We start from the raw sequence: 25070 nt of genomic DNA, 5'->3' as shown, positions 1-25070 counted from the left end.
AAGAACCGCGGGACACGCGGGGATAGCCTGTTTTAGCTTTGCCCTGAAGGGCAATCGAGCAGGAAGCCCCATTTCAAAATCTGTAAGATTTAAGTGGCGGGAGCATGTCACTGGAGCTGTATTATGTGCAGGAATCGCAGTGATCCTGACAGCATTATGCAGTGTTTTATGTCCTCAGATTCTGCATATTTTATCTGTACCAGAGGACATTTATGACAATGCATATAGTTATCTGCTAATCATTTTCCTGGGGATTCCCTTTACGATTTTATATAACTATCTGTCCAGTATTTTACGATCAGTGGGAGACAGCAGGACACCGTTTATATTTCTGGCGTTATCTGCTGTTCTGAACATTTTTCTGGATTTATTCTGTATTATAGTGCTGAGACTTGGATGTGCCGGAGCTGCTATTGCAACGATTTCTGCACAGGCGATCAGTGGGATTTTGTGCCTTGTTTTTATTATCCGCAAAATGAAACTTCTGTGGCTCAAGAAAGAAAACAGGGCAATAAAGGGGGGATGCAGTAAAGGAGCTTCTGGCAATGGGAATGCCTACGGGACTTCAGTTCTCCATCACAGCTATCGGAAGTATGGTCATGCAGTCTGCCAATAATGGACTTGGAAGCACTTATGTATCTGCATTTACGGCAGCAATGAAGATCAAGCAGTTTACCATGTGTCCGTTCGATGCTATCGCAACCTCTGCATCTGTATTCTGTAGCCAGAATCTTGGCGCAGGACAGTCTGACAGGATAAAAAAAGGTCTGCGCTGTGGTATTGCAGTAGGAATTTTACTGATTTTTGCAGGGCGTACACTTTCCATGCTGTTTGTTGGAAAGAGTGCGGTGGCAGTTTTGGATGCCTCTGCCAAATACCTCAGATGTATGGGATTTTTCTACTGGAGTCTTGGTATTCTCAATGTTGCCCGCATGGTAACTCAGGGACTTGGATATTCAGGCAGAGCAGTTTTTTCCGGCGTAACAGAAATGATCGCCAGAACAATTGTCAGTCTTGGATTTGTAGGGACTTTTGGATTTACTGCCATCTGTTTCGCAGACCAGACCGCATGGATCACAACAACCTGCTATATTTTTCCGACATGCCTGTGGTGCATCCGAAAGTCTACAAAAATGCTTGCATCTATAGCAGTCCGAGTAAATAATGCATCATAATCCAGCCCATCAGAGTGTGAAATTCTGCGTCAGATATCTTCCTTGTCTTTCGCACTCTGCTGAACTGTCTTAAATGCATTATTTATTAGGACTGTTATAATAAAAGTATGACAAAATAAGAAAACAGCTATGCAAGAGCAGCAGATAAAAATATCTGTACTCTTCATAGCTGTTTTTATGTATGGTTTATATATGGTAAAGCTATTGACTATATGGATATCAGGTTAAAAGAGCTTCTGCTCAGATGCTTTTTTATCCGTAAATGGTCCTGCAACAGTTTTGACATCTCTGTGATTTCCAAAGAAATCCTGATTAAAGATAATCGGGCTTCCGTCAGGATTTTCGTATTTCTGCTCCGGTTCGAATGCCATACCAAGTGTTTCAGTTGAGATGATACCGTCGGTTTCTTCTTTGATGATATCATACAGGTTGGTCTTCAGATACCAGCCATCTTCTTTTTCTTCGACAGAGATATCTACAGAATGCTCTGTATCTGTGACTGCGTCTGTTTCTTTTTCCCATGCACGTGCTCCATTGAAATAGAGATTGCCGGATGCCCATACAGGAAGATGATCATAATAGCAGTTGCCTGTTGTCTCAGAACCCATTCCGCAGTAACCTTCGAACTGTCTGTTCCATTCATCAAAGGTTGGATATCCGTTAAATTTGAAAGTTCCTGTGATCACATTGCAGTCATCCCACATATTTCCATTGTTACCCATAAGATCAGCCAGATCCTGCATACAAGGACGGATCGGTTTCTGAATGAAGATGTTGTTGTAGAATCTGTCATCTCCATGAAGGATGGTCATAAATCCTGCAACCTGAGTTCCGTGTTTGGTGTGATATGGAGTATATCTCGGAGATGGAATATCAGGTGCACCGTTGTCTGTACCGATACCAACAGAAACGAAGCCGCCGCAGATCAGGTTATGTACAAGGGCAACACCCTGGGTTGCAATTTTCAGTGCACGGTCAGACAGCAGGATATTGTGGTCGATTAATGTCGGACCATGGGAAACCTCAACGAAGATATCTTCTCCTACGCTTGTGACAGCGTCATCCCCTGCCTCGAAGTCATTAGGAAGAGCATTGTCATGGAAGAGATTTCCTGTAACGCGGGTTCCCTGTGCCTGCCAGTCAAGCCACAGACCACGGGTGCAGTTGTGGATATGGTTGCGGCGGAAAATAACATCGATAGCAGCATGCATTTTGATACCGCCGATCTCTGCTCCTGCCAGATTCTGCTTGTTGTTAATGTGATGAATATGGTTGTCTTCAATAACAGAGAATACGCCTCCAAGATGTCCTACAATACCTGTCTGACCGCAGTCATGGATCTCACATCTGCGTACAATATGGGAACCGATGTGTTCTTTATCCCATCCTTCATAGGAAGCCTGGCAGATGCAGTCGCGTTCTGTCTGAGTTCCGTCTTTGTATTTCCACTTTAACCATTTGTTATCATTTTCAGGCTGCAGATATTTACCAAGAGAAATACCGCTGCATTTGGATTCATAGATTTCACAGTCTTCGATGATCCATCCTTTGGACCAGTGAGGACCGACCATTCCCTCCTGATAAGCGGTAGGGGGAGCCCACTGAGTAGCAGCCTGACTGATGCGGAAACCGGAGAGAGTGATATATCCGATTCCTTCACTTTCCGGATAGAAGCAGTTTCTTCTTACACTGATCTCAACATTTTCTTTATTGGGATCTTTTTCATGGAAGTTTGCATAAATAATTGTCTGATTATTGGCTTCATCCTGTTCTGCGTACCATGTATATACAGAGAAATCAGGATCCCATGAGATAGTACTTTTTTGTGGATTTTTAACTTTATCCAGAGTGGTTACTTCATACATGGATTTTTCATTCAGATATACATCTCCTGTATGAGCAATAAATGTAGCGATAAACCAATCTCCGGATACCAGGGTAGTAAATGGGTTATAATCACCGAAGATTCCGTTCGGAATGACTGCTTTCCATACAGTGCCTTCTACATTTTCCCAGTCTTTGACAGCTTCACTTCCTGTAATGTGCGCCTGTCCTTTTATTGCAGAACGGTAGGTGATACGCTTGTCTGCCGTTCCAGCGTGAATCGGATTAACAGCTTCACGGTATAATCCCGGTGCAACGATGACTTCATCTCCCGGAAGTGCCTTTGCAGCGGCCTCCTGAATAGTTTTGAATGGATTTTCTTTTGTTCCGTTTCCGGTCTGGATCACGGATGCATCAACGTAAATAATCATTATAAAAACCTCCCGGCCTTCTGGCCTGAATCCTTCTGTTTGCGGGCGAAATGCCCATAAGATATGTAATCTAGTGTAGCATGTAGATATGCAGCGAAACAATGGAATCCTGTGTCGTTTTATATGAATTTTGTGATGATTCATTACTGTTCACTGAAAATGTCGGATTCGAAAATAAGAGAACGAAAGAATTTCCGGCAAAAATCCTGTAAATAGAATAAATCTTGATACTTAAAACTTAAAATAGTGAGTAAATACCGGGCTTTATTTACCAGTAACTTTTACCTGCATATTACATAGATTTTGATGTAAATACTCTGCAGATGAGATATTATAAAAAATACAAATATTTTCAGAAAGTGCGGGCTATCATGAATAAAAAGAAATCAAAGAATAAAAAACAGGATAAGCAGAGTGAGAAGCCGGTTCCGAGGAAAAAGGAAGAGGAGCAGACAGAAGGAACTGGTAGAAATTCAGCTCAGAACCCTTGCTATGGATTACTGGTCTGTACTGGAATATCATATATATACTGCCTGGATTTCAAAAACAAAAATCCAGGCAGTTATTTTAATACCAGCGTGTCATTGGCAAATCATTATTGATTCCTTTGGTCATCAGAATCTGGTGCAGATCAATAATTCCGTTATGGAAGGTTGCAGCACATGCTGACAGGTAAAGTTCCCACATACGCAGGAAGGATTCATCAAACATGGTCTTTTCCTTTTCTATATTCTCACGGAAATTCTTTTCCCAGTGGAGCAGAGTTTTATTGTAATGCAGACGCAGATTTTCAATGTCCAGAGTGTGGAAATTGTCCTCTGCCATATGATTCAGGATTTCTCTCAGACTGGGAACGGTTCCGCCTGGAAAGATATATTTCTTGATCCATGGATCACCCGGATGTTCTTTCAGTGCACTGATAAAATGAAGCAGGAATAATCCGCCCGGTTTCAGAACTTTCTCTACACAGTCAAGGAAGAGCTGATAATTGTCACGGCCAACATGTTCCAGCATTCCCACACTGACTACCCGGTCAAACTGATAGTTATGTTTCGGCAGATCACGGTAATCCATCAGTTCCACTGTAAGATAATCTTCCAGGCCCTGATCTTTGATGCGCTTTTGGAATTCTGTATATTGTTCGTGGCTTAAAGTGATTCCTGTACCATGTACTTTGTATTTTTTGGCAGCCTCAATCAGCAGAAAACCCCATCCGCAGCCGATATCAAGAAGACTCATACCTTCTTCCAGGTGTAATTTTTTCAGAATATAATCTACTTTATTAACCTGTGCCTGATATAAAGAGTCATCGTCATGAATGAAGTAGCCACAGGAATAACTCATGGTTTCGTCCAGCCATAATTTATAAAAATCATTTCCGATATCATAGTGGCTGGTGACTTCCTTTTCCTGATTTTTTTTGGATGTAGAACTGAACATGATCTTTTTCAGAGCAGATTCATTGGTAGAAAATTTGCTCATCTGTCCCAGAAAATGATCCAGTGCCTCGTAAAGATTTCCTTCAATATCCAGATCTCCCCGCATATAAGCCTCGCCTAATGCCAGGGAAGTGCTTTTGAGCAGCTCGGCCAGAGGAATTGTTTCCTTAAAATTTACTGTAAATGTGGGTTCTCCCTCTCCGATTGGATATTCGGAATTCTTGAACTTTACCAGAAATGGATAGTCCGTAAAGCGTTCAAGGAATTGCACCATTGCTTTTTCTTCAGCCTTTTCTCCTAATGTCTCAAACATAATATACCTCCTTTAACACAAAACTATGATACACCTTTGGGGGCGCTTATCGTCAAGGGGAGAATTAAACAAAGATATCTGGGAAATTGGTCAGACTTGTAGCAGAATAATGGAAATAGAAGAAGAAACAAAAAGTTCACAAAAAACATCTTGACCATCAAAGAAACACAAGTTATAATCCCCTATATAAAAATTTTCGTGCAAAGAGCAGACAATGGGGTCTGAGAAAGAATCCCATTGTCTGCTCTTTTTTGCGTACTACGAAGACTTTTATTACTGTTCACACACCACTATCCCGCGAGGTGTTTTGGCTACGTTACTGAGAACGGAGTGAACAGTAACAGATTTTTGCATATTATAATCCGCACAATTCGAGAGGAGGAATATCATGAGGCTGAATCCCAAAGAACAGGAAAAATTAATGCTTCATATGGCAGGAAATCTTGCAAAAGAGAGAAAGGAAAGAGGTCTGAAACTGAATTACGTGGAGGCACTTGCGTATATCAGTTCTGAACTCCTGGAGCTTGCAAGAGATGGTAAAACAGTAGTAGAGCTGATGCAGCTTGGAACCAAGATTCTTACAAAGGATGACGTAATGGATGGTGTTGCTGATATGATCGGTGAAGTTCAGGTAGAGGCAACATTCCCGGATGGAACCAAGCTTGTGACAGTACATAATCCAATTCAGTAAGGAGGAGAATGAGCATGAAGATCGGTGAAATTATGGCCGCAGATCGTGAGATCACACTTAATGAAGGCAAGAAAACGGTGACAGTAACAGTGGCAAACAAAGGCGACAGACCGGTTCAGGTCGGTTCTCATTTTCACTTCTTTGAAGTAAATAAATGCCTTTCTTTTGACAGGGAAAAAGCCTATGGATATCATCTGGACATTCCTTCTGGAACATCTGTAAGATTTGAGCCGGGTGAAGAAAAAGAGGTTCAGCTTACAGAAATGGGCGGCAGACAGAGAGTATTCGGACTGAATGATCTCACCCGCGCCCAGGCAACTGACGATACAAAAGCAGCATCCATGGAAACTGCGAAATTAAAAGGATTTCTGTAAGGAGGGACAACAATGAGTACAAAAATTTCCGGAAGCAAATATGCGGCAATGTATGGCCCGACTACAGGAGATAAGGTACGTCTGGCAGATACAAGCCTTGTGATAGAAGTAGAGAAAGATTATACAACCTATGGAGACGAAGTAAAGTTCGGTGGCGGCAAGACAATCCGTGACGGTATGGGACAGTCTGTAAAAACCTGCAGTAAAGACGGAGATCTGGATCTTGTAATTACAAATGCATTGATCGTAGACTCCACAGGAATCGTAAAAGCAGATATCGGTATCAAAGATGGCAAGATCGCAGGAATCGGTAAAGCCGGAAACCCGGACATTATGGATGGTGTCACACCCGGAATGACAGTCGGCGCATCTACAGAAGCACTTGCAGGAGAAGGAATGATCGTAACTGCAGGCGGAATTGATACCCATATCCATTTCATCAGCCCACAGCAGATCGACTGTGCATTATACAGTGGTGTAACTACTATGATCGGTGGTGGTACAGGCCCTGCAGACGGTACAAACGCAACTACCTGTACACCTGGACCATGGAACTTAAAAATGATGTTAAAGGCAGCCGAGGAATATCCGATGAACTTAGGTTTCCTTGGAAAAGGTAACTGCTCAGACGAAGCTCCTCTCATTGAGCAGGTTAAGGCCGGAGCTATGGGACTGAAGATCCATGAGGACTGGGGTGCAACACCTGCAGTTATCAATCACTGTCTGAATGTGGCAGATGAATATGATGTACAGGTTGCCATCCATACAGATACATTAAATGAAGGTGGATGCGTGGAAGATACACTTGCAGCCATCGGTGGCAGAACCATTCACACTTACCATACAGAGGGTGCAGGCGGTGGACATGCACCGGATATCATCCGCGCAGCAGCAGCTCCGAACGTACTGCCATCCTCCACAAACCCAACAATGCCATATACAGTCAACACTCTGGATGAGCATCTGGATATGCTGATGGTTTGCCATCATCTTGACAAGAGAATCCCGGAAGATGTTGCATTTGCAGATTCCCGAATTCGTCCTGAGACAATCGCAGCAGAGGATGTTCTTCATGATATGGGTATCTTCAGTATGATGAGTTCTGACTCTCAGGCTATGGGACGTGTAGGTGAGGTTATCACACGTACCTGGCAGACAGCAAGTAAGATGAAAGATGAGAGAGGTGCACTTCCGGAAGATGCAGGACACGATAATGACAACTTCCGTGTAAAACGTTATATCTCCAAATATACCATCAACCCGGCAATCACACACGGTATTTCCCAGTATGTGGGCTCTGTGGAAGAAGGTAAATTTGCAGACCTCGTTCTCTGGAATCCAGTATTCTTTGGTGCAAAACCAGATATCATCATCAAAGGCGGTATGATCATTGCATCTAAGATGGGCGATGCAAATGCATCCATTCCGACAACACAGCCGGTTCTCTATCAGCCAATGTTTGCAGCTCATGGAAAAGCTAAGAACGAAGCCTGCCTGACCTTTGTGTCCCAGGCTGCCGTGGATGAGAATGTAAAAGAGAAATACGGTCTTGAGAAAACTGTAGTACCTGTAAAGGGATGCAGAAATATCAGCAAAAAAGATATGGTATTTAACGACAGAACACCGGAACTGACCGTAGATCCGGAGACATATAAGGTTACTGTTGACGGCGAAGAGATTACTTCCAAACCGGCAGAGAAACTTCCGCTGACACAGCTTTACAGTCTGTTCTAAAAACTCTGAATAGTTACAATCTGGTTATCTGATCATAAAAATGATATTCGCAGGACTGTTATTTATGGAGTTTTGTGAGAACTTTTATAAGAACTTACCAAACAATATAATGACAGTCCTGTCAGATTTAACAGAAAAATATACTGAAGAAGCAGGAGAGGAGAGAATATTATGTTAGGAGTTTGTCTTTTATTCGTAGGAATCGTACTGATCAACAATGGTATGTGTTCTTTATACAATGTAGACGGAAAATCAACCGCCATCATGAACATCTTTACAGGTGGGCTTTCTTTATTTATTAACTTTGTCAATCTGGTGCAGGGCAATTATTATGCAGCAGGAACAGGATTACTGTTCTGCTTTACCTATCTTTTCGTAGCCCTGAGTAAATTCCTGAAAGCAAGCCCGATTCCATTTGCATGGTTTTCTACTTTTGTAGCCATCAATGCGGTGATCTTCGGTACAATTGAGGGATTTACAGGAAGCACTGCACTGGGAATCACACCGGATCTGCGTTGGGCAGCAATCTGGTATCTGTGGGCAATTCTCTGGGGGACTGCTTTCGTAGAAGATATCTGCGGAAAAAAACTGGGAAAATTCGTTCCATATCTTCAGGTATTTGAAGGAATCGTAACTGCATGGGTTCCTGGAGTTATGATGTTACTTCAGATTTGGTAAAAAATAAATCTGATAAGAAATTTTTATCGGATTCAGGAGGTCGAAAACAATGCTGTGTGAACAGGTTTTAGGAAAGCTTCATGACTTTGATACTACAGGAAAAACAATAGAATATGTAGATATCGAATGGCACGAAGCATTCAAGAAAATACATAAAAAAACAACAGACAAAGGAACAGAAGTGGGAATCCGCATGGATGATTCCATTCTAGCCAGAGGTCTGTATCAGGATGATGTGATCTACGCAGATGATGAGAAGCTTGTAGTGGTAAATACACCGCCATGTGAAGTGATCTGCGTTTCTCTGACTCCCGGACATGAGAAAATGTCTGCAAAAGTCTGCTATGAAATCGGAAACAGACATGCACCACTCTTCTGGGGAGAGAATGATACGTTTATTACGATCTATAACGAGCCCATGCTTGTCATGCTTCAGAAAATCCATGGAGTTCAGGCAGAGAAAGAAGTGCTGAAGCTGGACTTTGACAAGAGAATTTCTGCAAGTATTCATAATCATCATCACTAAATTTATCTGGATAATCAATATGCAAATGAATTATTATGGAGGTTCTTCATGTCAGAAAAACAATTTTATTTACTGCAGGTAAATGATGCGTTATTTCCAATCGGAGGCTATTCTCATTCACAGGGACTGGAGACTTATATCCAGCGGGGAATTGTCCACGATGTAGACACAGCCAGAGAATATATTACGCACAAAATCAAATGGAATCTTGCATACACAGAGCTTCTGGCAGCCAGACTAGCCTATGAAGCGGCTGAGAAAAAAGACCTGAAAGAACTTCTATATCTGGAAGAACTTCTGGAAGCATCAAGAATTCCTATGGAGCAGAGAGAGGCAGCCAGAAAAATGGGTTCCCGTTTCGCAAAAACCATTGAGAAACTTGGATTATCCATCAGTGAAAACGGGATTTTCAGAGAATATCTGGATGCACGAAAAGGAAAAGCAGTAAATCATTGCTGTATTTACGGAGTTTTCTGCGCAGAAATGCAGATTCCGCTGGAGAAAGCCTTAACGCATTATCTCTATGCACAGACCTCAGCTATTGTGACAAACTGTGTAAAAACAATTCCATTGAGTCAGACATCCGGGCAGCAGCTGCTAAGTGGCTGTTATGGAGAATTTGACGAGATATTAAAAGATGTGATGACAAGAAGTGAAGAAGATATGTGTCTCTCTGCGCCGGGATTTGATATCAGAGGAATCCAGCATGAGAAACTCTATTCCAGGTTATATATGTCGTAGTTTGAATCTGACATTAGTTTTTCCAGGCTAAAATGTGAATAGAAATAGAATCATGTGCATAATATGAAATCTTAAAAATTTATATGTGGAAAATTAGCGAACAGATTATAAGAAGCTATCAACAAGTAAAGTAGAAAAGAGGAAATCGGTATGTCATATGTAAAAATCGGAGTTGCCGGACCTGTAGGTTCCGGAAAAACAGCACTTATTGAAGCATTGTCAAGAAAGATGGCAAAAGATTACAGCATCGGCGTCATCACAAACGATATTTATACAAAGGAAGACGCACAGTTTCTGGCAAAGAACAGTGTTCTTCCGGTAGAGCGTATCATTGGTGTGGAAACAGGCGGCTGTCCTCATACAGCGATCCGCGAAGACGCTTCCATGAATCTGGAAGCAGTAGATGAGATGATGGAGCGTTTCCCTGATATTGAACTTCTTTTCATCGAAAGTGGTGGAGATAATCTGTCTGCAACATTCAGTCCGGAACTGGTAGATGCAACCATCTTCGTCATTGATGTAGCAGAAGGAGATAAGATTCCACGTAAAGGCGGTCCTGGAATCACACGCTCTGATCTCCTTGTCATCAACAAGATCGACCTGGCTCCATATGTAGGTGCAAGTCTCGAAGTAATGGAAAGAGACTCCAGAAAAATGCGCGGTGACAGACCATTCCAGTTCACAAATATCCGCGGAGATGAGAACGTGGATAAAGTAGTGGAATGGATTAAGAAGAATGTACTCTTAGAAGGAATGTAAAGAAAGCCTATGGATAACAAATTTGGAAAAGTTTCCCGTATCAGTGCCTGCGCCGCACTGAAAGATGGAAAAACCATTCTGGAAGACCTGTCTTTTACAGCACCATACAAGATCATGACACCTTTTGAAAAGGAAAATGGAGGAATCCAGATCATGCCTCTCTGCGCATCTGCCGGAATCATGGCAGGAGATTCACAGGAATTTTCCTACCATGTAAAAGAAGGTGCAGACCTGGAGATTCTGTCCCAGTCTTTCGAGAAGATTCACAAGATGGATGAAGGCTCTGCCAGCCGTACCATAGAAGTGCAGGTAGATAAAAATGCTGCATTATACTATTATCCTCAGCCTGTAATCCCTTTTGCACAGTCTGCTTTTGACAGCAAAATGACGATTCATCTGGAAGATGAAACTTCGAAATTGTTTTTGCTGGAGATCATTTCCTGTGGTCGAAATGCACATGAGGAACGATTTCAGTATCGCAGATTTTCCTCAAAGGTATTGCTGTACCGGGGAGAAAAACTGATCTACAGAGACAACACCAGATATGAACCGGGCAAAATGCCGATGGAAGGAATCGGGTTGTACGAGGGTTTCACACATATGGCAAACCTGTTTCTGTCTAAACTATGTGACAGAGGTGACGCGGATGGTCTGGATAGAACATCAGAACTGAAGGAAAAGATCTGGCAGATTCTGGATGAAGATTCAGAAGTAGACGGCGGTGTTACCCGCCTGACTACGGGTGATCTGGCATTGAGAATCTTCGGACATCGTGCCCAGAAATTACAGCAGATAGCTGAGAAAATTAAGGAAATCTATACTTCCTGCCAGATAAATCATAAATCGGTTATGAATGAATGACTTTCCGTCCCAGTGGCTACGTTACCGTGAACGGAGTGAACAGTAACGATCTCTTTTTGGTAGTTGAAGCTACTAAAATAGAATCCTTGCTATTGTCTTTTGGGGATGTTAAGATAAGGAAAAGAATGAATGGAAGAAATGTATTTTTAGGTTGCTGGGCATGGAGTGAACAGTACCATTTTCAGAGAGGAGTGTAAACAGATGAGCAATAAAAAGAAACTGCCGGTAGGAGTCGATTCTTTTAACAAACTGGTTCAGCATGACTTTTACTATATAGATAAAACAGGTCTGTTGGTCGAGCTTTTGAAAAATTGGGCAGAAGTAAATCTGTTTACCCGACCGAGACGATTTGGAAAAAGTCTCAATATGTCTATGCTGCAGACATTTTTTGAAATTGGTTGTGATAAGACACTGTTTGATGGTCTGAAGATCTCAGAGGAAAAAGAACTGTGCCAGGAATATATGGGGCAGTTTCCGGTGATTTCTATTAGCCTTAAAGGCGTAGAGGGACAGACATTTCAGGAAGCTTTGGCAGCAATGAAATATATTATAGGACAGGAAGCTTTGCGCTTCGGATTTCTTCTGGAAAGTGACAGACTATCTGATAAAGATAAAGACATTTATCAGCAGCTTACAGAAATAGGAAAAGGTACAGGCAGTCTTTTTGCCATGACAAATGATGTATTGGGTACCAGTCTGAAAACTTTGTCAGACTTACTTTGCAGGCATTATGGAAAAAACGTAATTCTTCTTATAGATGAATATGATGTTCCTCTGGATAAAGCGTTTCAGTATGGGTACTATGATCAGATGGTATCGCTTCTTCGTGTAATGTTTGGAAATGCTTTAAAAACGAATCCGAGTCTGTACTTTGCAGTGCTGACGGGATGTCTGAGGATTTCAAAAGAAAGTATTTTTACAGGACTTAATAATCTGAAAACACTTACAATTACAAATGCACAGTTTGACGAATATTTCGGTTTTACAGACAAAGAAGTTAAAGAAATGCTGGCATATTATGATCTGGAAGAACATTATGAAACAATGAAAGAATGGTATGACGGTTATCGTTTTGGAAAAACGGATGTATATTGTCCTTGGGATGTGATTAATTTCTGTGACGATCTGCGGGCAGATGAAGATGCATATCCTCAGAATTATTGGTCTAATACCAGCGGAAATGCCATTGTACGTCGTTTGATTGACAAAGCAGACAGTGTTACGAAAAATGAGGTTGAGAGCCTGATTGCAGGTGACGAGGTTATAAAAGAGATTCATCAGGAACTGACCTATAGTGAGCTGGATCAGTCGATAGAAAATCTGTGGAGCGTATTATTTACTACCGGTTATCTGACTCAGAGAGGCAGAGTAGACGGTAGGAAATATCGTCTGGCAATTCCTAACAGAGAAATCAGAGAATTATTTATAACGCAGATTCGGGAATGGTTCCGTAAGTCATCAAGGAAGGATACAGGGACACTGGAAGCTTTCTGTCAGGCTTTTCCACAGAAAGACGCTGTGAAAATTGAAAAGCTTCTGAATGAATATCTCTGGAATACTATCAGTATTCGGGACACATCTGGCAGAGAGAAAAAGGAGAATTTTTACCATGGAATGATTCTGGGACTTCTCAGATATAAGGAAAACTGGCTGGTGAAATCTAACGCAGAGTCCGGAGAAGGATACAGTGACATTCTCATTGAAGTTCCAGAGAGCCGGACTGGTATTGTAGTGGAAATCAAATATGCAGAAGATGCAGCATTTGATTCTGCCTGCAATAAGGCAATCCAACAGATTGAGGAAAAGCATTATGAGGCAGCACTACTTGGGGATGGTATGGAGAATGTTGTAAAATATGGAATTGCCTGTTATAAGAAAAGATGTAAGGTGTTATTGGCAGAGTAAGAGTTTGTCTTCTGTCCAGGTCAAAAAAAGTATTAATTTTTTTGACCTGGACAGAAAAAGAAATTTGTTTATAATAAGGTCATTAAAATGTGCCGTTTCCGTTTTTAGAGAGAGTTTCTCTTTTTTTGTTGCTAAAATATACCCATAAACAAACAGAAAGCAAACACAAGGAGGAAATGAAACAATGGGTAAAAAGTAGCAGTGATTGGATGAATATCGTACATCTAATGAAGGAAAATATCCAACGCAGATTCAGGATGTAAAGGCGGCTATACGTTATCTGAGAGCTTATGCAGAAAGGTTCAATATTGATGAGGAAAAGATTGGCGTTATGGGAGAATCGGCAGGAGGTTATCTTACATGTATGGCAGCACTGGATAATGCTTCAGGTTTAGATGTAGGAGAACATCTGGAAAAATCAAGCAGAGCACAGGCTGCATGTGCATGGTATCCTCCTACAGACTTAACGGCATTTCCACATGATTTATGATGAGGTCCCTCCTTATAAATAACATTCAGGTCTGCGTGTTTTCAGATAAGGTATTTTATTTCTTAATTGGGATGTTTCCTGGAGATTGATCTCACAGGTGAGAAGCTGTTCGGAATCATCTGCTTTTGCAAGAATATCACCACTTGGATGAATAACCAGTGATTCACCGGAGAAATCCATGGCGTCTTCTCTTCCGACGCGATTACACATGGCAATAAACACCTGATTCTGCATAGCTTGGACACGCATTTCCCATTCAAACATTTCCATTGGCTCTGCTTTCGTGTTGGCAGTGGGAATAATGATCAGATCGGCTCCTTTCAGCGTGCAGGTGCGGATACTTTCCGGGAGATGTCTGTCATAGCAGATGACGATTCCTATTTTTCCGAAGGGTGTGTCAAATACTTTAAATCCTGTATCGGAAGGAGTGTAGTAGTCCTGTTCATAGAACTGTTTTGCCTGTGCGATATGAATCATCTGGGCAGTATCTGCTAACTGTCCATCGGGTGTAATCCACAGGGAAGTATCATATCTTTTTCCCTGACGCTCCAGGTAGACATTAGGTGACAGATAATAGTGATGCTGTGCTGCTTTTTCTTTTAATTTTGAGATTTCCACAGAATCAGGCTGAAGACAATAGCAGTCAACGTTCCTTTTTTCATACTGAGGAAAAAATGGAGAAAGCTGAATCTCTGGGAAAAACAGTAAATCAGTTCCATTTGCCTGATCACAAAATAACAAAGATTTTTCCAGATTCTCCTGCATATTTGAAGCCATAGATATTTGGGCGAGTGCAAGCTTCATAGTAGCAATACCTTTCGTAAAACAGTTTAGATACATCTATCATAAATTGCTGAAGAGGATTTTGCAAGAAAATGTTACTATTTGTTGTGGCATATTTGCAAGCCATTATTCATGTGTTTTAGCTCTGCAAAATGTATTAGATGATACAGAGTAGTATCTTTTTCAATTATATTTGGATAGAATAAGTATTATGAAGGAATTGCAAGAGAAAGACTTGCATGTTAATATATTTATATACAAAAGAATAACAGTTCCAGTTCCTTTGGAGAGGAGAAATCATGCGTGATGAGACAATAATAGACGTATATACGTCTGGAGTAAATGGTGCAGAATATGATGCGGGAATGAAACAGCTTATGAGTAATAAGGAGATTATTATTCCAATTCTGCAGATGACAGTACCGGAATTTAAGATGTGCTCACAGTGTAGAGATTTATCGAGTAGTGAATCGATATCAGGATATTATGAGAATCTTTGACTGAAAATATGTATAAGAAAAGACAGTGATTTCATGTTTGCGCGAAATCACTGTCTTTTTTGTATTTATTCCTGTGATGTAGATTCACGAATAATTAATTCAGTGGGTAGTTGAACTTGCTTAATTTCGGTATCTGGATTATTGATTTTTTCAATCAGAAGTTCAGAAGCAAGATATCCAAGTTGAGAACAAGGCTGTTTGATCGTAGTAATAGATGGAGTTGACAATTGAGAAATATTTGTATTATCAAATCCAATGACAAGAACATCTGAAGGAACTTTTAAATTACAGTATTGTACTGCCTTTATAGCAGCAGCAGCCAGATTATCTGAAATGGCGAAAAAGCAGTCTGGTGGGTTTGGTGAAGACAGAACCTGCACAATTGATGTAAAAGCAAGATCATGATTTAATTCTGGCAACTGGATAATCCAGTTAGAAGGATAATCAATATTAGCAGAAGCCATAATGGATTTATATGCAGCGAGACGTATTCTTGCATAATTAAATTCAATAGGTCCATTTATAATACTTATTTTTTTTCGCCCAATTGAAAGAAAATAGTTTAATGCGAGTTCGGTAGATGCAAAATCATCAATTCCTACGTAGGAGGCATACGGATTGTCAAAATATTCACAACATTGTACGACTGGAACATGGGAAGTAATTAGCTTTAATGCTGATGGAGAAATACTATTTAAAGTAATCACGCCATTTGCTTTTAAACGATGAATCATATGAATAAATTTGTCTACGTTATCAGAGCTAAATTTAAACGATGTAAAAACGACAGACATAGAGCGCATATTTGCAGATGATAAAACACCGTCAATAATTTTTGAATAAAAGGGATTTGACATATCCGGAATATTCATAAGGAGAATTTTATCAGTCTGCTCATCTGATTGAGTAAGAGGAAGCGTGCCGGTAGGATAAGCAGATGGTGTATTATCGGATAATTTTGTTTCACCATATTGATAGCCAAGTTTTTCTATTGCCTGAAAAATAGAATCCAAAGTATTTTTTTTAACATGACAGTTATTATTTAATGCGCGTGATACAGTTGCAATAGATACATTAGCCTCTTTTGCAACATCACGGATTGTAATTTTTTTAGATTGCATACATTCCTCCGTATATTGATAAGTTATAATACTACTATAGCATAAAATTGCAAAATGTAAAAGGAATAAATAAAAAAATGTAACTACATGAAATAAAAAAATGTAACTACATGAAAATGTTACATGAAACAGGTGCCATGATACAGCAAAATAAACAAAAAACAGTTTAAAAAAAAGTATAAAACAACGAAAATGAACAATGAGACGAGATTTTGATTGACTTAAACAGTGAAACAATATATCATGGTGTTACACAAAGAAATGAAAAACGTAACAAGGAGGAAGAAAATGAACGTAAAAATTTCTTACAACACACTGGTATACGCCGGTGAGAATATTGCAGACGGAATCAGACGACTGGCAAAATTTGGCTATGATGGTGTAGATTTTGTAGGTGAACCAGATCAATTTGATACAGCTGAAATCTGCAGACTTTTGAAAGAGAATAATATTGAAGCCAGTTCTATCTGTGCAATTTTTACAAATGAAAGAGATTTTGTTTCAGATGATCCAGTAATCAGAAAACAGGCAGTAGAATATATGAAGAAGTGCGTGGATTTTTCTGTTGCGATTGGAGCAAAATCAATTAGTACACAGGTGACAGCGAATATGAAAATTGACGCTGATGCACCATTTGAAACAGCTTGGAAATGGGCAGTAGAAGGACTGAAAGAAGCCGGAGAATATGCTTTAAAGAATAATATTCGTCTTACATTAGAAGCATGGAATCGATATGAAACATATTTGATAACAAAACTTGATATGGCACTCAAAATGGTTAATGAAGTAGGACTGGAGAATGTTGGTGTCATGGGTGACACATTCCATATGAACATTGAGGAAAGCAACATGGGAGATGCAATTAGAAATGTAGGAAAGAAATTGTATTATCTCCACATTGCAGACAGTAACAGAGCAGCACCTGGAAGAGGTCATATTGATTTTGAAGAAATTGCACAGGCATTAAAAGATATTGATTATAATGGATGGATTTCTATGGAACTCTTACCAGCAGCAGCAAATCCATTTAGCGGAATTGTACAGGAAGAATTCTATGATCAGTACACAGAAGAGTCTATTACATATCTGAAAAAATTATTTTCATAAATTAAAAGATTGGAGAGCTTGAAAATGAAAAGAAAAATGGTAATCGGAATGTTAACAATGGGAATGGTATTATGTGGAGCAATGACAGTATCAGCAGAATCAGATGGATATGTTATTTCTGCTTCCCATGGATACGGTGCTGTAGAACACTGGGAAATTAAAACAATTGGAATGCAGGATGCAGCAAAAGATCTTGGAGTTGAATTTAATTATAAATATGCAGATGGGGATCTGCAGCAGGAAGTAGCAGATATAGAAAATTTTGTTGAGATGGGAACAAATTACATCATTGTAGGACCATGTAATTCAGAAGGAATTGTTCCGGTTATCGAAGAAGCACAGGATAAAGGTGTTGCAGTTGGAACATGCGATATTGGTATTGAAGGCGTGGATGTGGCAAGTTTTGTAAGCTCCGATAATTACGGCATTGGAGAGATTGCAGCAGATTATATAGGAACTGAAATGAATGGAGAAGGCGAGATTGCAATTCTGACATGGCCGGCAGCATCTGCAACTGCTGACAGAGCAAAAGGATTCAAAGATAAAATGGAAGAAAAGTATCCTAATATAAAAATTGTTTCAGAACAGGATTGTAATGCAGACAGAAGTTCATCTCTGGCAGCAACAGAAAGTATCATTCAGGCAAATGGTGATATCAAATTTGTATGGGGCGCAAACGCTGAAATGGCACTGGGAGCATATGCAGCGACACAGTCATTAAATCGTTCAGATATTAATGTAGTTGCAGTTGATACAGATGGGGAAGTTATGGAAGCTATCCAGAATGGAACTAACCTGGTTGCTACAGTTTCTCAGGATCCATATACAATGGGATATAAAGCTCTTGAGAATGCAGTAAAATATCTTGACGGAGAAAAGGTGGAAGATATTGCAATTGAATGTGAATTAGTAACTGCAGATAATTGCGCAGAAATTATTGAAAGAAATGAGGAATATCTGAACAAATAAAAGAAGGTATGCTACATTCTTCAGAATAAAAGTTTCCTTCCTTGTTTAGAACAAAATATATAACAGATGATCTGTGGGCAGTTGGAATCTGACCACAGATTATCAAAATATAGCTTGAGGGACGAAAAAGTGAAAAAAACAATATTAAAAGCTACCGGAATCTCCAAATCATTTTCCCATGTACCAATTTTGAAAAATGTCGATTTTGAATTAGACAGTGCAGAGACACATATTCTTATGGGAGAAAATGGAGCTGGAAAGTCGACTTTAATGAAGATTATAACGGGTGTTTACCAACAGGATAAAGGAAACATATACCTGGATGACGGAAAAGGAAATTTGGAAGAAATTGCTTTTTCAAATCCTAAAATGGCATTGGAAAAAGGAATAAGCATGGTATTCCAGGAATTCAACCTGATGGAAAATATGACGATAGCCGAAAATATATTTATGGGCTATGAACCGGTGAAAAAAGGACTTATTGATTGGAATAAAATGAATCAGGATGCTCTGAAATGGATGGAAATGGTGGAGATTGATGCACCACCAACAGAGCTTGTTGAAAATCTTTCTACAGCACAGAAACAATGTGTAGAAATTGCAAAATGTCTGTCACATAATGCAAAAATCATTATATTGGATGAGCCTACGTCAAGTCTTTCAGAAAGAGAAGTAAGAACGCTCTTTAAGCTGATCGCTAAACTGAAAAAAGAAGGTATCAGCATTATTTATATTTCTCATAGAATGGAAGAGATATTTGAAATCGGAGACAGAGTAACAGTATTTAGAGACGGTGAAAAAATCGACACTCTAAATATTAAAGATACTACTGAACAAAAACTGATTCAATTGATGATAGGGCGAGAATTTAAAGAAAATTATTCAGAATATAAAATAGATGAAAATCGTGAAATTGTACTTGAAGCAGAAAATGTGATCACTTCAAAGTATAAAGACCCTATAAGTTTCAAAGCATATAAAGGTGAAATTACTGGTATATTTGGATTGGTAGGTGCCGGAAGGACAGAACTGGCAAGAGTTTTGTTTGGCATTGACAGAAGTCCATGTGGAACAATAAAAAAAGATGGTAAAGTATTAAATCTTAAGTCAGCAAAAGATGCAATCAATAATAAAATAGGAATGGTACCAGAAGATCGTAAACAGCTGGGACTGGTTCTAAAGCATAATGTGCAGGATAATTTGACAGTTGTAAAATTAAAAGATTTGCCCTGGCTGCTGAAATCAGATCGAGAAGAAGCACAAATCACAGATCATTATATCAATGCGCTGTCGATAGCGACACGTGGAGGACAACAGATTGTAGGAAGATTAAGTGGTGGAAATCAGCAAAAAGTGGTGATTTCAAAATGGCTGTCATTAGACTTGGATGTGCTGATTCTGGATGAGCCAACGAGAGGCGTTGATGTAAAAGCCAAGGCAGAAATCTATGATATTATGAGAAAACTGGCAGATCAGGGTGTTAGTATTATAATGATTTCATCAGATCTTCCGGAAATCTTAAGAGTAAGTCACAGAGTCATTGTTATGCACGATGGAAAGATAACATTAGATGGTCAGACGAAGGATTATGACCAGGAAAAAATAATGCATGCTGCGATAAGTTGAGGGAAAAAATGAATAATAAAACGAATAGAAAAACAGAAAGCGGAGTATCAATAAGAGTTGAAATGATACGACAGCTGACACTTGTGCTGCTATTAGCGGCAGAATTGATAATTTTTGCCTTTATGACGCAAAACTTTTTTACTACTTCAAATATGATTAATGTGCTCAGACAGGTTTCCATTACCGGAATATCTTCCCTAGGTATGTTCATGATCATTCTTTTAGGGGATATTGATCTGTCAGTAGGTTCAATGTATGCGTTTATAGGCGTTATTAGTGCAATTGTATTTAAAACAACAGAAAGTACATGTTTAACGTTAATTGTAGCCTTAGCACTCGGAATTGCAATTGGACTGTTCAATGGAATTTTCACAGCAAAATTTCGTGTACCAGCATTTATTACAACATTAGCTACAATGAGTATATGCAGGGGATTTGCATATATTATTACAGGAGGATCACCAATAGGTGTAACAAACCCGAAATTTACATTTTTAGGTACAGGCTATGTGTTTAATCTGATTCCGCTTCCAGTTATTTTTATGATCATTGTTTTAATTTTGGGAATGATTTTGGTAAAACATACACGATTTGGAAGATATATTTATTCATGTGGAGGAAATGCACAGGCTGCAAAATGGTCAGGAATCAATGTAGACAAAATTCGCATTACTGTATACGTAATTGCCGGATTTTTAAATGGATTTGCGGCAATCATTCTGGCAGGAAGACTTGGCGGTGGATTACCGGCAACAGGCGAAGGGTCAGAAATGGATGTTATTACAGCGGTTGTGCTGGGAGGAACCAGTATGTCTGGAGGAAAAGGCAAACTTTGGGGAGTTGTCCTGGGTGTGCTGATTATCGGAGTACTGACAAATGGACTTACTATGATAAATGTATCCAGCTATTGGCAAAAAGTAATTAAGGGAATCATTATACTTGCGGCAGTTATTATGGATAACCGCAATGCAGCTACAAATTAATTTGTGATTATTTACAGAGAGGAGGATACAGTAGAAATTACTGTGACAAAAAAATGAAAGCGATTGTATTTAAAGATTTAGCAACTTGGACATATGAAGAAAGATCAGTACCTGAAATTAAAAAAGTAAATGATGTATTGGTAGAAGTAGAAGCAGCAAGTATTTGTGGTACAGATGTGCATGTACTTGGAAACCCTCCTGGATTTATTGGAACAAAGGGAAGTATCCTTGGACATGAGTGTGTAGGAACTGTAAGAGAAATCGGAGATGGTGTAGAAGGACTGAAAGTAGGAGACAGAGTAGTTCTGGTACCGAATATTCCATGCGGATACTGTGAATCATGCCGACAGGGAAAAGCAAACATGTGTGAAAATGAAAAAGTAATGGGTGTAACCTGTGATGGAGTGTTTGCAAAATATTTTGTTGCTCCAGAAGTAGCATTAACGAAAATTCCAGATGATATGGATAAAGATCTGGCAATCTTTGCTGAGCCGGTAAAATGTGTAATGGGAGCTATGGATTGGGTTAGAGTTCTCCCGGGAGAAACGGTATTAATTCTTGGCGGTGGTCCAATTGGACTGTATTTCATTATGCTGATGAAAGCAAATGGTGCAGGAAAAATCATTGTTTCAGAACCTTCAGAATATAGAGCAAAATATGCAATGGATTGCGGAGCAGACATTATTATTGACCCAACAAAACAGAATCTTGCTGAAGAAATTGCTAAAATTACAAGTGGACGCGGCGTAGACATTTCTGTAGATGCAGTGGGTGTTTTGATTAATGATGCAATTGTAAATACATGTAAAGGTGGACGAATTGTATTAATGGGTCAGAACGGAGCTGTAAATGAAACAATTTGCCAAAACGATATTGTGTCAAAAGGATTGAGCATTTTTGGTAACTATATCGGAAACTATATTATGTCCAGAACGGTAAAGACACTGGAAGCAGGAATCATTCCTGTTGAAAAGATAATCACACATAAGCTCCCGATGTCTAAATTCGCAGAGGGACTGGATGCTATGAGAAAAGGTGTTGGTTTAGAGGTTATCTTATATCCGGATGAGAACTAAAAGCACAAAGTCGAGGTGAAAAGGTTATGTATAAATATAGCATGACACAATGGATTGTAGGAAACGAAGATATAGAATACAGTTTTCAGAGACTGAAAAAAAATGGTTATGATGGAATAGAATTTGCAGCAGAGCCGTATACAATTGATCAGGAAAGAATGGTTTCGTTATTAAAAAAATACGAAATGGAATGCACATCGTTGTGTGGTATCTTTCCAGAAGAAAGAGATCTGACATCCAGAGATCCGGAGTGTGCAAATACAGCGATCCAATATATTAAAGACAGCGTTGATTTTGCTGTCAAAGTGGGTGCTCCTTATATAATTGTGGTGCCTTCTCCTGTGGGAAGAGTTGCGCTTCCGGAAGGCTATACATATGATGAAATGTGGGAAAATGCAAAAAAGAATCTGAAAATTGCTGCAGATTATGCTGCATCTAAAAATGTAAAACTTGCAATAGAAGCCATCAACCGATATGAAACATACTTTTTGAATACTTTAACAAAAGCATACAAATTTGTATGTGAAATGAATCATCCGGCTGTCTGGATTATGGCAGATATGTTTCATATGAGTTTGGAAGAAAATAATATTGGAGCAAGCCTGAGAATGATTGCAGATCGGCTGATTCATGTACATATTGCAGATAATACACGTGAGGCAGCAGGACTTGGAAAGACAGATTTTAAGGAAATGTTTTATGTGCTCCGAGATATCGGTTATAAAGGACCATTGACCATGGAATTTATGCCGAGATTAGCCAATCCATATGAGTCCGGAGATCTTGAAACAAAGTCTCATTTGATGGATAAATATGCGGAACAGGCAATCAACTATATGAAGACACTGGAGAAAAGTGTCTGATAAAACCGGAGGGGGAAAATATGGTAAGAATAGGCGTAATAGGGTGTGGGAAAATTGCACAGACCAGACATCTTCCTGAATATGCAGGAAACAAAGACTGTAAGATTATCGGAGTATATGATCTGAATTTTGAAAGAGCATCTGAAATTGCCAGTCAATATGATGCAACAGCATATTCTTCAGTAGAAGAATTATTAGCAGATCAACAAATTGATGCAGTTAGTATCTGTGTGGCAAATAATGCCCATGCGGAAATCTCTATTCAGGCATTAAATTGTGGAAAACATGTTCTTTGCGAAAAACCAATGGCAACGACATTGGAAGACTGTGAGAAAATGGTAAAAGCAGCGTCTGAAAATGGAAAGTTTCTTATGATTGGTCAGAATCAGAGACTTGCAAAGGCACATGTGAAGGCAAAACAATTAATTGCAGATGGTGCAATTGGAACAGTCAGAACATTTAAAACAACCTTTGGACATTGCGGACCTGAGACATGGAGCATAGATCCTGGAAAATCCAGTTGGTTTTTTGATAAAAAAAGAGCTGCAATGGGAGCAATGGCTGATTTAGGAATTCATAAAACTGATCTGATACAGTATTTGTTGGATACAACAGTAGCGGAGACAAGAGCATTCGTTGGAACACTAGATAAAAAAGATGCAGCAGGTAACTTTATCGGGGTGGACGATAATGCAATCTGCATATATACAATGAACAACGGAATTGTAGGAACGATGACAGCAAGTTGGTCTTATTATGGAGAAGAAGACAATTCTACGGTACTTTATGGAACAGAGGGAATTATGAAAATATATTCCAATCCCAAATTTGCTATTGAAATCATTACGAAAGATGTTGAAAAAGTATTATATGATATTGATAAGATTCAGACTAATGATAATCAGACAAAATCTGGAATTATTGATGCATTTGTAGAATCTATTGTTAAAAATGAAGAACCTGTAATTAGTGGAAAAAGTGTATTATCCGCAATGAGAGCAGTTTTCGCAAGTATAGAAGCTTCTGAATGTGGTCATACAGTGAAAATCAGACAGTGAATGAGGGAATAAAATGAAATTAGGATTAGTAAGTGCCATATACGACGATGTCGATTATGAAAAATTAATTGATCTGGTGGCAGATGCAGGACTGGAATGTGTGGAAGTTGCATGTTGGCCTGTGGAAAAAGCAGAGCGAAGATATGCTGGCGTGAGTCACATAAATGTCGAAAAAGTCTTAACAGATGAAGCATATTGTTGTCATATCCTGGATTATGCAAAGAAGAAAAAAATCGAAACTTCTTCTTTGGCTTATTACCCGAATACTATGGATGGAGATATTGAGAAAAGAAACCGTGCAGTATCACATTTAAAAAAGGTAATTTGTGCGTCAGCAAAATTAGGTGTCAATATGGTAACGACTTTTATAGGACGTGACCAAAGTAAGAATGTTGAAGACAATTTGCAGCTTATGAGAGAAATTTGGCCGCCAATATTGAAATTAGCTGAACAGGAAAATGTAAAAATAGCAATTGAAAACTGCCCGATGTTATTTGGACAAGATCAATGGCCAGGTGGACAAAATTTAATGACCTCACCTGTAATCTGGCGAAAAGTATTTGAAATTTTGGACAGTCCTATGTTAGGTATCAATTATGACCCATCCCATTTTATCTGGCAAAAAATGGATTATATCAAGCCGTTATATGAATTTAAAGATAAGATTTTTCATGTACATTTTAAAGATATAAAAGTCTATGAGGATAAATTGAAGGAAGCCGGAGTAATGGCATATCCTTTGGATTATATGACACCTAAGATTCCTGGTTTAGGGGATGTAAACTGGGCAAAATATGTTTCAGCATTAACAGACATTCAGTTTGATGGATATGGTTGCATAGAAATAGAAGACCGTGCTTTTGAAGCTTCGCTGGATGAAAAGATAAAATCTGTTAAAATTAGCACAAAATATCTGAGAAATTTTGTAATTTAATTAAAATGAGTAAAAAGGCTATTGCACTATAAAGTGTGCAGTAGCCTTTTTAAATTGTTAGGGCAAAGCCCTGTTTGCCATTGTGGAGTTTTTCGCTGATCCGAAAAAC

The 25070-nt window shown here is 39.2% G+C and carries 26 protein-coding genes; 22 read left to right on the top strand and 4 right to left on the bottom strand.

The genetic code is table 11. From position 1 onward, the window contains the following. Together LJE12_RS16765 and LJE12_RS16760 are read left to right on the top strand one after the other, a co-directional pair. Positions 1 to 616, top strand: a 616-nt coding sequence (locus LJE12_RS16765) for an MATE family efflux transporter (protein ID WP_227292291.1), incomplete at its 5' end; no start/stop codon positions are given. Then, the gene (locus tag LJE12_RS16760; protein WP_227226544.1) at positions 546 to 1175 is read left to right on the top strand and encodes an MATE family efflux transporter; all 630 of its coding nucleotides are present in this window, start codon (positions 546 to 548) and stop codon (positions 1173 to 1175) included. The genes LJE12_RS16765 and LJE12_RS16760, both read left to right, overlap by 71 nt. A 224-nt stretch (positions 1176 to 1399) precedes the next feature. Here the strand turns inward: LJE12_RS16760 and LJE12_RS16755 are convergent, their stop codons facing one another. Continuing rightward, positions 1400 to 3430 carry a right-handed parallel beta-helix repeat-containing protein gene (locus LJE12_RS16755; RefSeq protein WP_008705101.1) on the bottom strand — a complete coding sequence of 677 codons (2031 nt, stop codon included), beginning with the start codon at positions 3428 to 3430 and terminating at the stop codon, positions 1400 to 1402. A 371-nt stretch (positions 3431 to 3801) separates the two neighbouring features. On the opposite strand from LJE12_RS16755, the gene LJE12_RS16750 reads away from it, so the two are divergent. Further along, the gene (locus LJE12_RS16750; RefSeq protein WP_227292289.1) at positions 3802 to 4032 is read left to right on the top strand and encodes a hypothetical protein; all 231 of its coding nucleotides are present in this window, start codon (positions 3802 to 3804) and stop codon (positions 4030 to 4032) included. On the opposite strand, the gene LJE12_RS16745 is transcribed toward LJE12_RS16750, so the two are convergent. Beyond that, positions 3998 to 5182 carry an SAM-dependent methyltransferase gene (locus LJE12_RS16745; protein WP_008705100.1) on the bottom strand — a complete coding sequence of 395 codons (1185 nt, stop codon included), beginning with the start codon at positions 5180 to 5182 and terminating at the stop codon, positions 3998 to 4000. The genes LJE12_RS16750 and LJE12_RS16745 overlap by 35 nt on opposite strands. 388 nt (positions 5183 to 5570) lie before the next feature. Here LJE12_RS16745 and ureA point away from each other — a divergent pair, with 388 nt between their 5' ends. The 10 genes from ureA (at position 5571) to LJE12_RS16695 (ending at position 13941) form a co-directional block, all read left to right on the top strand. Continuing rightward, positions 5571 to 5873 carry an urease subunit gamma gene (gene ureA, locus LJE12_RS16740; RefSeq protein ID WP_008705098.1) on the top strand — a complete coding sequence of 101 codons (303 nt, stop codon included), beginning with the start codon at positions 5571 to 5573 and terminating at the stop codon, positions 5871 to 5873. A 14-nt stretch (positions 5874 to 5887) separates the two neighbouring features. Further along, positions 5888 to 6247 (top strand): urease subunit beta, encoded by a 360-nt coding sequence (ureB, locus tag LJE12_RS16735; protein ID WP_019163039.1) that lies wholly within the window; start codon positions 5888 to 5890, stop codon positions 6245 to 6247. Positions 6248 to 6259: 12 nt separating this feature from the next. Next, on the top strand, positions 6260 to 7981 hold the full coding sequence (gene ureB / locus LJE12_RS16730) for an urease subunit beta (protein ID WP_227226543.1): 1722 nt from the start codon (positions 6260 to 6262) through the stop codon (positions 7979 to 7981). A gap of 171 nt (positions 7982 to 8152) precedes the next feature. Then, entirely contained in the window at positions 8153 to 8659 is a 507-nt protein-coding gene (locus tag LJE12_RS16725) for an AmiS/UreI family transporter (protein WP_008705095.1), read from the top strand. A 49-nt stretch (positions 8660 to 8708) separates the two neighbouring features. Beyond that, a complete protein-coding gene (locus tag LJE12_RS16720; RefSeq protein ID WP_227226542.1) occupies positions 8709 to 9185 on the top strand; it encodes an urease accessory protein UreE in 477 nt (158 codons plus the stop codon). A 48-nt stretch (positions 9186 to 9233) separates the two neighbouring features. Next, positions 9234 to 9926 (top strand): urease accessory protein UreF, encoded by a 693-nt coding sequence (locus tag LJE12_RS16715; protein WP_119243585.1) that lies wholly within the window; start codon positions 9234 to 9236, stop codon positions 9924 to 9926. A 150-nt stretch (positions 9927 to 10076) separates the two neighbouring features. Beyond that, a complete protein-coding gene (ureG, locus tag LJE12_RS16710; protein WP_021925795.1) occupies positions 10077 to 10685 on the top strand; it encodes an urease accessory protein UreG in 609 nt (202 codons plus the stop codon). Between the two features lie 9 nt (positions 10686 to 10694). Beyond that, the gene (locus LJE12_RS16705) at positions 10695 to 11546 is read left to right on the top strand and encodes an urease accessory protein UreD (protein ID WP_118411236.1); all 852 of its coding nucleotides are present in this window, start codon (positions 10695 to 10697) and stop codon (positions 11544 to 11546) included. 201 nt (positions 11547 to 11747) lie between these two features. After that, positions 11748 to 13451: an AAA family ATPase gene (locus tag LJE12_RS16700; protein ID WP_118411237.1), complete on the top strand. Its 1704-nt coding sequence runs from the start codon at positions 11748 to 11750 to the stop codon at positions 13449 to 13451. Between the two features lie 205 nt (positions 13452 to 13656). Then, a complete protein-coding gene (locus LJE12_RS16695; protein ID WP_118411238.1) occupies positions 13657 to 13941 on the top strand; it encodes an alpha/beta hydrolase in 285 nt (94 codons plus the stop codon). 12 nt (positions 13942 to 13953) lie between these two features. Here the strand turns inward: LJE12_RS16695 and LJE12_RS16690 are convergent, their stop codons facing one another. After that, the gene (locus tag LJE12_RS16690; RefSeq protein WP_227226541.1) at positions 13954 to 14781 is read right to left on the bottom strand and encodes a carbon-nitrogen hydrolase family protein; all 828 of its coding nucleotides are present in this window, start codon (positions 14779 to 14781) and stop codon (positions 13954 to 13956) included. A gap of 242 nt (positions 14782 to 15023) precedes the next feature. Between LJE12_RS16690 and LJE12_RS16685 the strand changes: the two genes are divergently transcribed. Next, positions 15024 to 15224: a hypothetical protein gene (locus LJE12_RS16685; protein ID WP_119243584.1), complete on the top strand. Its 201-nt coding sequence runs from the start codon at positions 15024 to 15026 to the stop codon at positions 15222 to 15224. A gap of 65 nt (positions 15225 to 15289) precedes the next feature. On the opposite strand, the gene LJE12_RS16680 is transcribed toward LJE12_RS16685, so the two are convergent. Continuing rightward, on the bottom strand, positions 15290 to 16345 hold the full coding sequence (locus LJE12_RS16680; RefSeq protein WP_118411240.1) for a LacI family DNA-binding transcriptional regulator: 1056 nt from the start codon (positions 16343 to 16345) through the stop codon (positions 15290 to 15292). A gap of 288 nt (positions 16346 to 16633) precedes the next feature. Between LJE12_RS16680 and LJE12_RS16675 the strand changes: the two genes are divergently transcribed. From LJE12_RS16675 to LJE12_RS16640, 8 genes are all read left to right on the top strand, one after another. Beyond that, positions 16634 to 17452 carry a sugar phosphate isomerase/epimerase family protein gene (locus LJE12_RS16675; RefSeq protein ID WP_118411241.1) on the top strand — a complete coding sequence of 273 codons (819 nt, stop codon included), beginning with the start codon at positions 16634 to 16636 and terminating at the stop codon, positions 17450 to 17452. Between the two features lie 24 nt (positions 17453 to 17476). Further along, positions 17477 to 18421 (top strand): sugar ABC transporter substrate-binding protein, encoded by a 945-nt coding sequence (locus LJE12_RS16670; RefSeq protein ID WP_118411242.1) that lies wholly within the window; start codon positions 17477 to 17479, stop codon positions 18419 to 18421. A gap of 129 nt (positions 18422 to 18550) precedes the next feature. After that, positions 18551 to 20047 carry a sugar ABC transporter ATP-binding protein gene (locus LJE12_RS16665; RefSeq protein WP_119243583.1) on the top strand — a complete coding sequence of 499 codons (1497 nt, stop codon included), beginning with the start codon at positions 18551 to 18553 and terminating at the stop codon, positions 20045 to 20047. Between the two features lie 8 nt (positions 20048 to 20055). Next, a complete protein-coding gene (locus LJE12_RS16660; RefSeq protein ID WP_118411244.1) occupies positions 20056 to 21030 on the top strand; it encodes an ABC transporter permease in 975 nt (324 codons plus the stop codon). Between the two features lie 53 nt (positions 21031 to 21083). Further along, on the top strand, positions 21084 to 22106 hold the full coding sequence (locus tag LJE12_RS16655) for a zinc-dependent alcohol dehydrogenase (RefSeq protein ID WP_173681312.1): 1023 nt from the start codon (positions 21084 to 21086) through the stop codon (positions 22104 to 22106). A 26-nt stretch (positions 22107 to 22132) separates the two neighbouring features. Beyond that, the gene (locus LJE12_RS16650) at positions 22133 to 22969 is read left to right on the top strand and encodes a sugar phosphate isomerase/epimerase family protein (RefSeq protein WP_119243580.1); all 837 of its coding nucleotides are present in this window, start codon (positions 22133 to 22135) and stop codon (positions 22967 to 22969) included. A 20-nt stretch (positions 22970 to 22989) separates the two neighbouring features. After that, on the top strand, positions 22990 to 24027 hold the full coding sequence (locus LJE12_RS16645; protein WP_173681313.1) for a Gfo/Idh/MocA family protein: 1038 nt from the start codon (positions 22990 to 22992) through the stop codon (positions 24025 to 24027). A gap of 13 nt (positions 24028 to 24040) precedes the next feature. Next, on the top strand, positions 24041 to 24961 hold the full coding sequence (locus tag LJE12_RS16640) for a sugar phosphate isomerase/epimerase family protein (protein ID WP_173681314.1): 921 nt from the start codon (positions 24041 to 24043) through the stop codon (positions 24959 to 24961). The last annotated feature ends 109 nt before the right edge of the window (positions 24962 to 25070 follow it).

It is taken from the genome of Blautia sp. DFI.6.71 (assembly GCF_020593585.1).
Classification (GTDB): Bacteria; Bacillota; Clostridia; order Lachnospirales; family Lachnospiraceae; genus Blautia_A; species Blautia_A wexlerae.
The sequence above is the reverse complement of the archived record's forward strand: the minus strand, read 5'-3'. Positions and strand labels throughout refer to the sequence as shown.

Coding starts and splice junctions, on each gene's coding strand:
- LJE12_RS16760 (WP_227226544.1), top strand. CDS start 546: ATGGGAATGCCTACGGGACTTCAGTTCTCCATCACAGCTATCGGAAGT.
- LJE12_RS16755 (WP_008705101.1), bottom strand. CDS start 3,430: ATGATTATTTACGTTGATGCATCCGTGATCCAGACCGGAAACGGAACA.
- LJE12_RS16750 (WP_227292289.1), top strand. CDS start 3,802: ATGAATAAAAAGAAATCAAAGAATAAAAAACAGGATAAGCAGAGTGAG.
- LJE12_RS16745 (WP_008705100.1), bottom strand. CDS start 5,182: ATGTTTGAGACATTAGGAGAAAAGGCTGAAGAAAAAGCAATGGTGCAA.
- ureA (WP_008705098.1), top strand. CDS start 5,571: ATGAGGCTGAATCCCAAAGAACAGGAAAAATTAATGCTTCATATGGCA.
- ureB (WP_019163039.1), top strand. CDS start 5,888: ATGAAGATCGGTGAAATTATGGCCGCAGATCGTGAGATCACACTTAAT.
- ureB (WP_227226543.1), top strand. CDS start 6,260: ATGAGTACAAAAATTTCCGGAAGCAAATATGCGGCAATGTATGGCCCG.
- LJE12_RS16725 (WP_008705095.1), top strand. CDS start 8,153: ATGTTAGGAGTTTGTCTTTTATTCGTAGGAATCGTACTGATCAACAAT.
- LJE12_RS16720 (WP_227226542.1), top strand. CDS start 8,709: ATGCTGTGTGAACAGGTTTTAGGAAAGCTTCATGACTTTGATACTACA.
- LJE12_RS16715 (WP_119243585.1), top strand. CDS start 9,234: ATGTCAGAAAAACAATTTTATTTACTGCAGGTAAATGATGCGTTATTT.
- ureG (WP_021925795.1), top strand. CDS start 10,077: ATGTCATATGTAAAAATCGGAGTTGCCGGACCTGTAGGTTCCGGAAAA.
- LJE12_RS16705 (WP_118411236.1), top strand. CDS start 10,695: ATGGATAACAAATTTGGAAAAGTTTCCCGTATCAGTGCCTGCGCCGCA.
- LJE12_RS16700 (WP_118411237.1), top strand. CDS start 11,748: ATGAGCAATAAAAAGAAACTGCCGGTAGGAGTCGATTCTTTTAACAAA.
- LJE12_RS16690 (WP_227226541.1), bottom strand. CDS start 14,781: ATGTATCTAAACTGTTTTACGAAAGGTATTGCTACTATGAAGCTTGCA.
- LJE12_RS16685 (WP_119243584.1), top strand. CDS start 15,024: ATGCGTGATGAGACAATAATAGACGTATATACGTCTGGAGTAAATGGT.
- LJE12_RS16680 (WP_118411240.1), bottom strand. CDS start 16,345: ATGCAATCTAAAAAAATTACAATCCGTGATGTTGCAAAAGAGGCTAAT.
- LJE12_RS16675 (WP_118411241.1), top strand. CDS start 16,634: ATGAACGTAAAAATTTCTTACAACACACTGGTATACGCCGGTGAGAAT.
- LJE12_RS16670 (WP_118411242.1), top strand. CDS start 17,477: ATGAAAAGAAAAATGGTAATCGGAATGTTAACAATGGGAATGGTATTA.
- LJE12_RS16660 (WP_118411244.1), top strand. CDS start 20,056: ATGAATAATAAAACGAATAGAAAAACAGAAAGCGGAGTATCAATAAGA.
- LJE12_RS16655 (WP_173681312.1), top strand. CDS start 21,084: ATGAAAGCGATTGTATTTAAAGATTTAGCAACTTGGACATATGAAGAA.
- LJE12_RS16650 (WP_119243580.1), top strand. CDS start 22,133: ATGTATAAATATAGCATGACACAATGGATTGTAGGAAACGAAGATATA.
- LJE12_RS16645 (WP_173681313.1), top strand. CDS start 22,990: ATGGTAAGAATAGGCGTAATAGGGTGTGGGAAAATTGCACAGACCAGA.
- LJE12_RS16640 (WP_173681314.1), top strand. CDS start 24,041: ATGAAATTAGGATTAGTAAGTGCCATATACGACGATGTCGATTATGAA.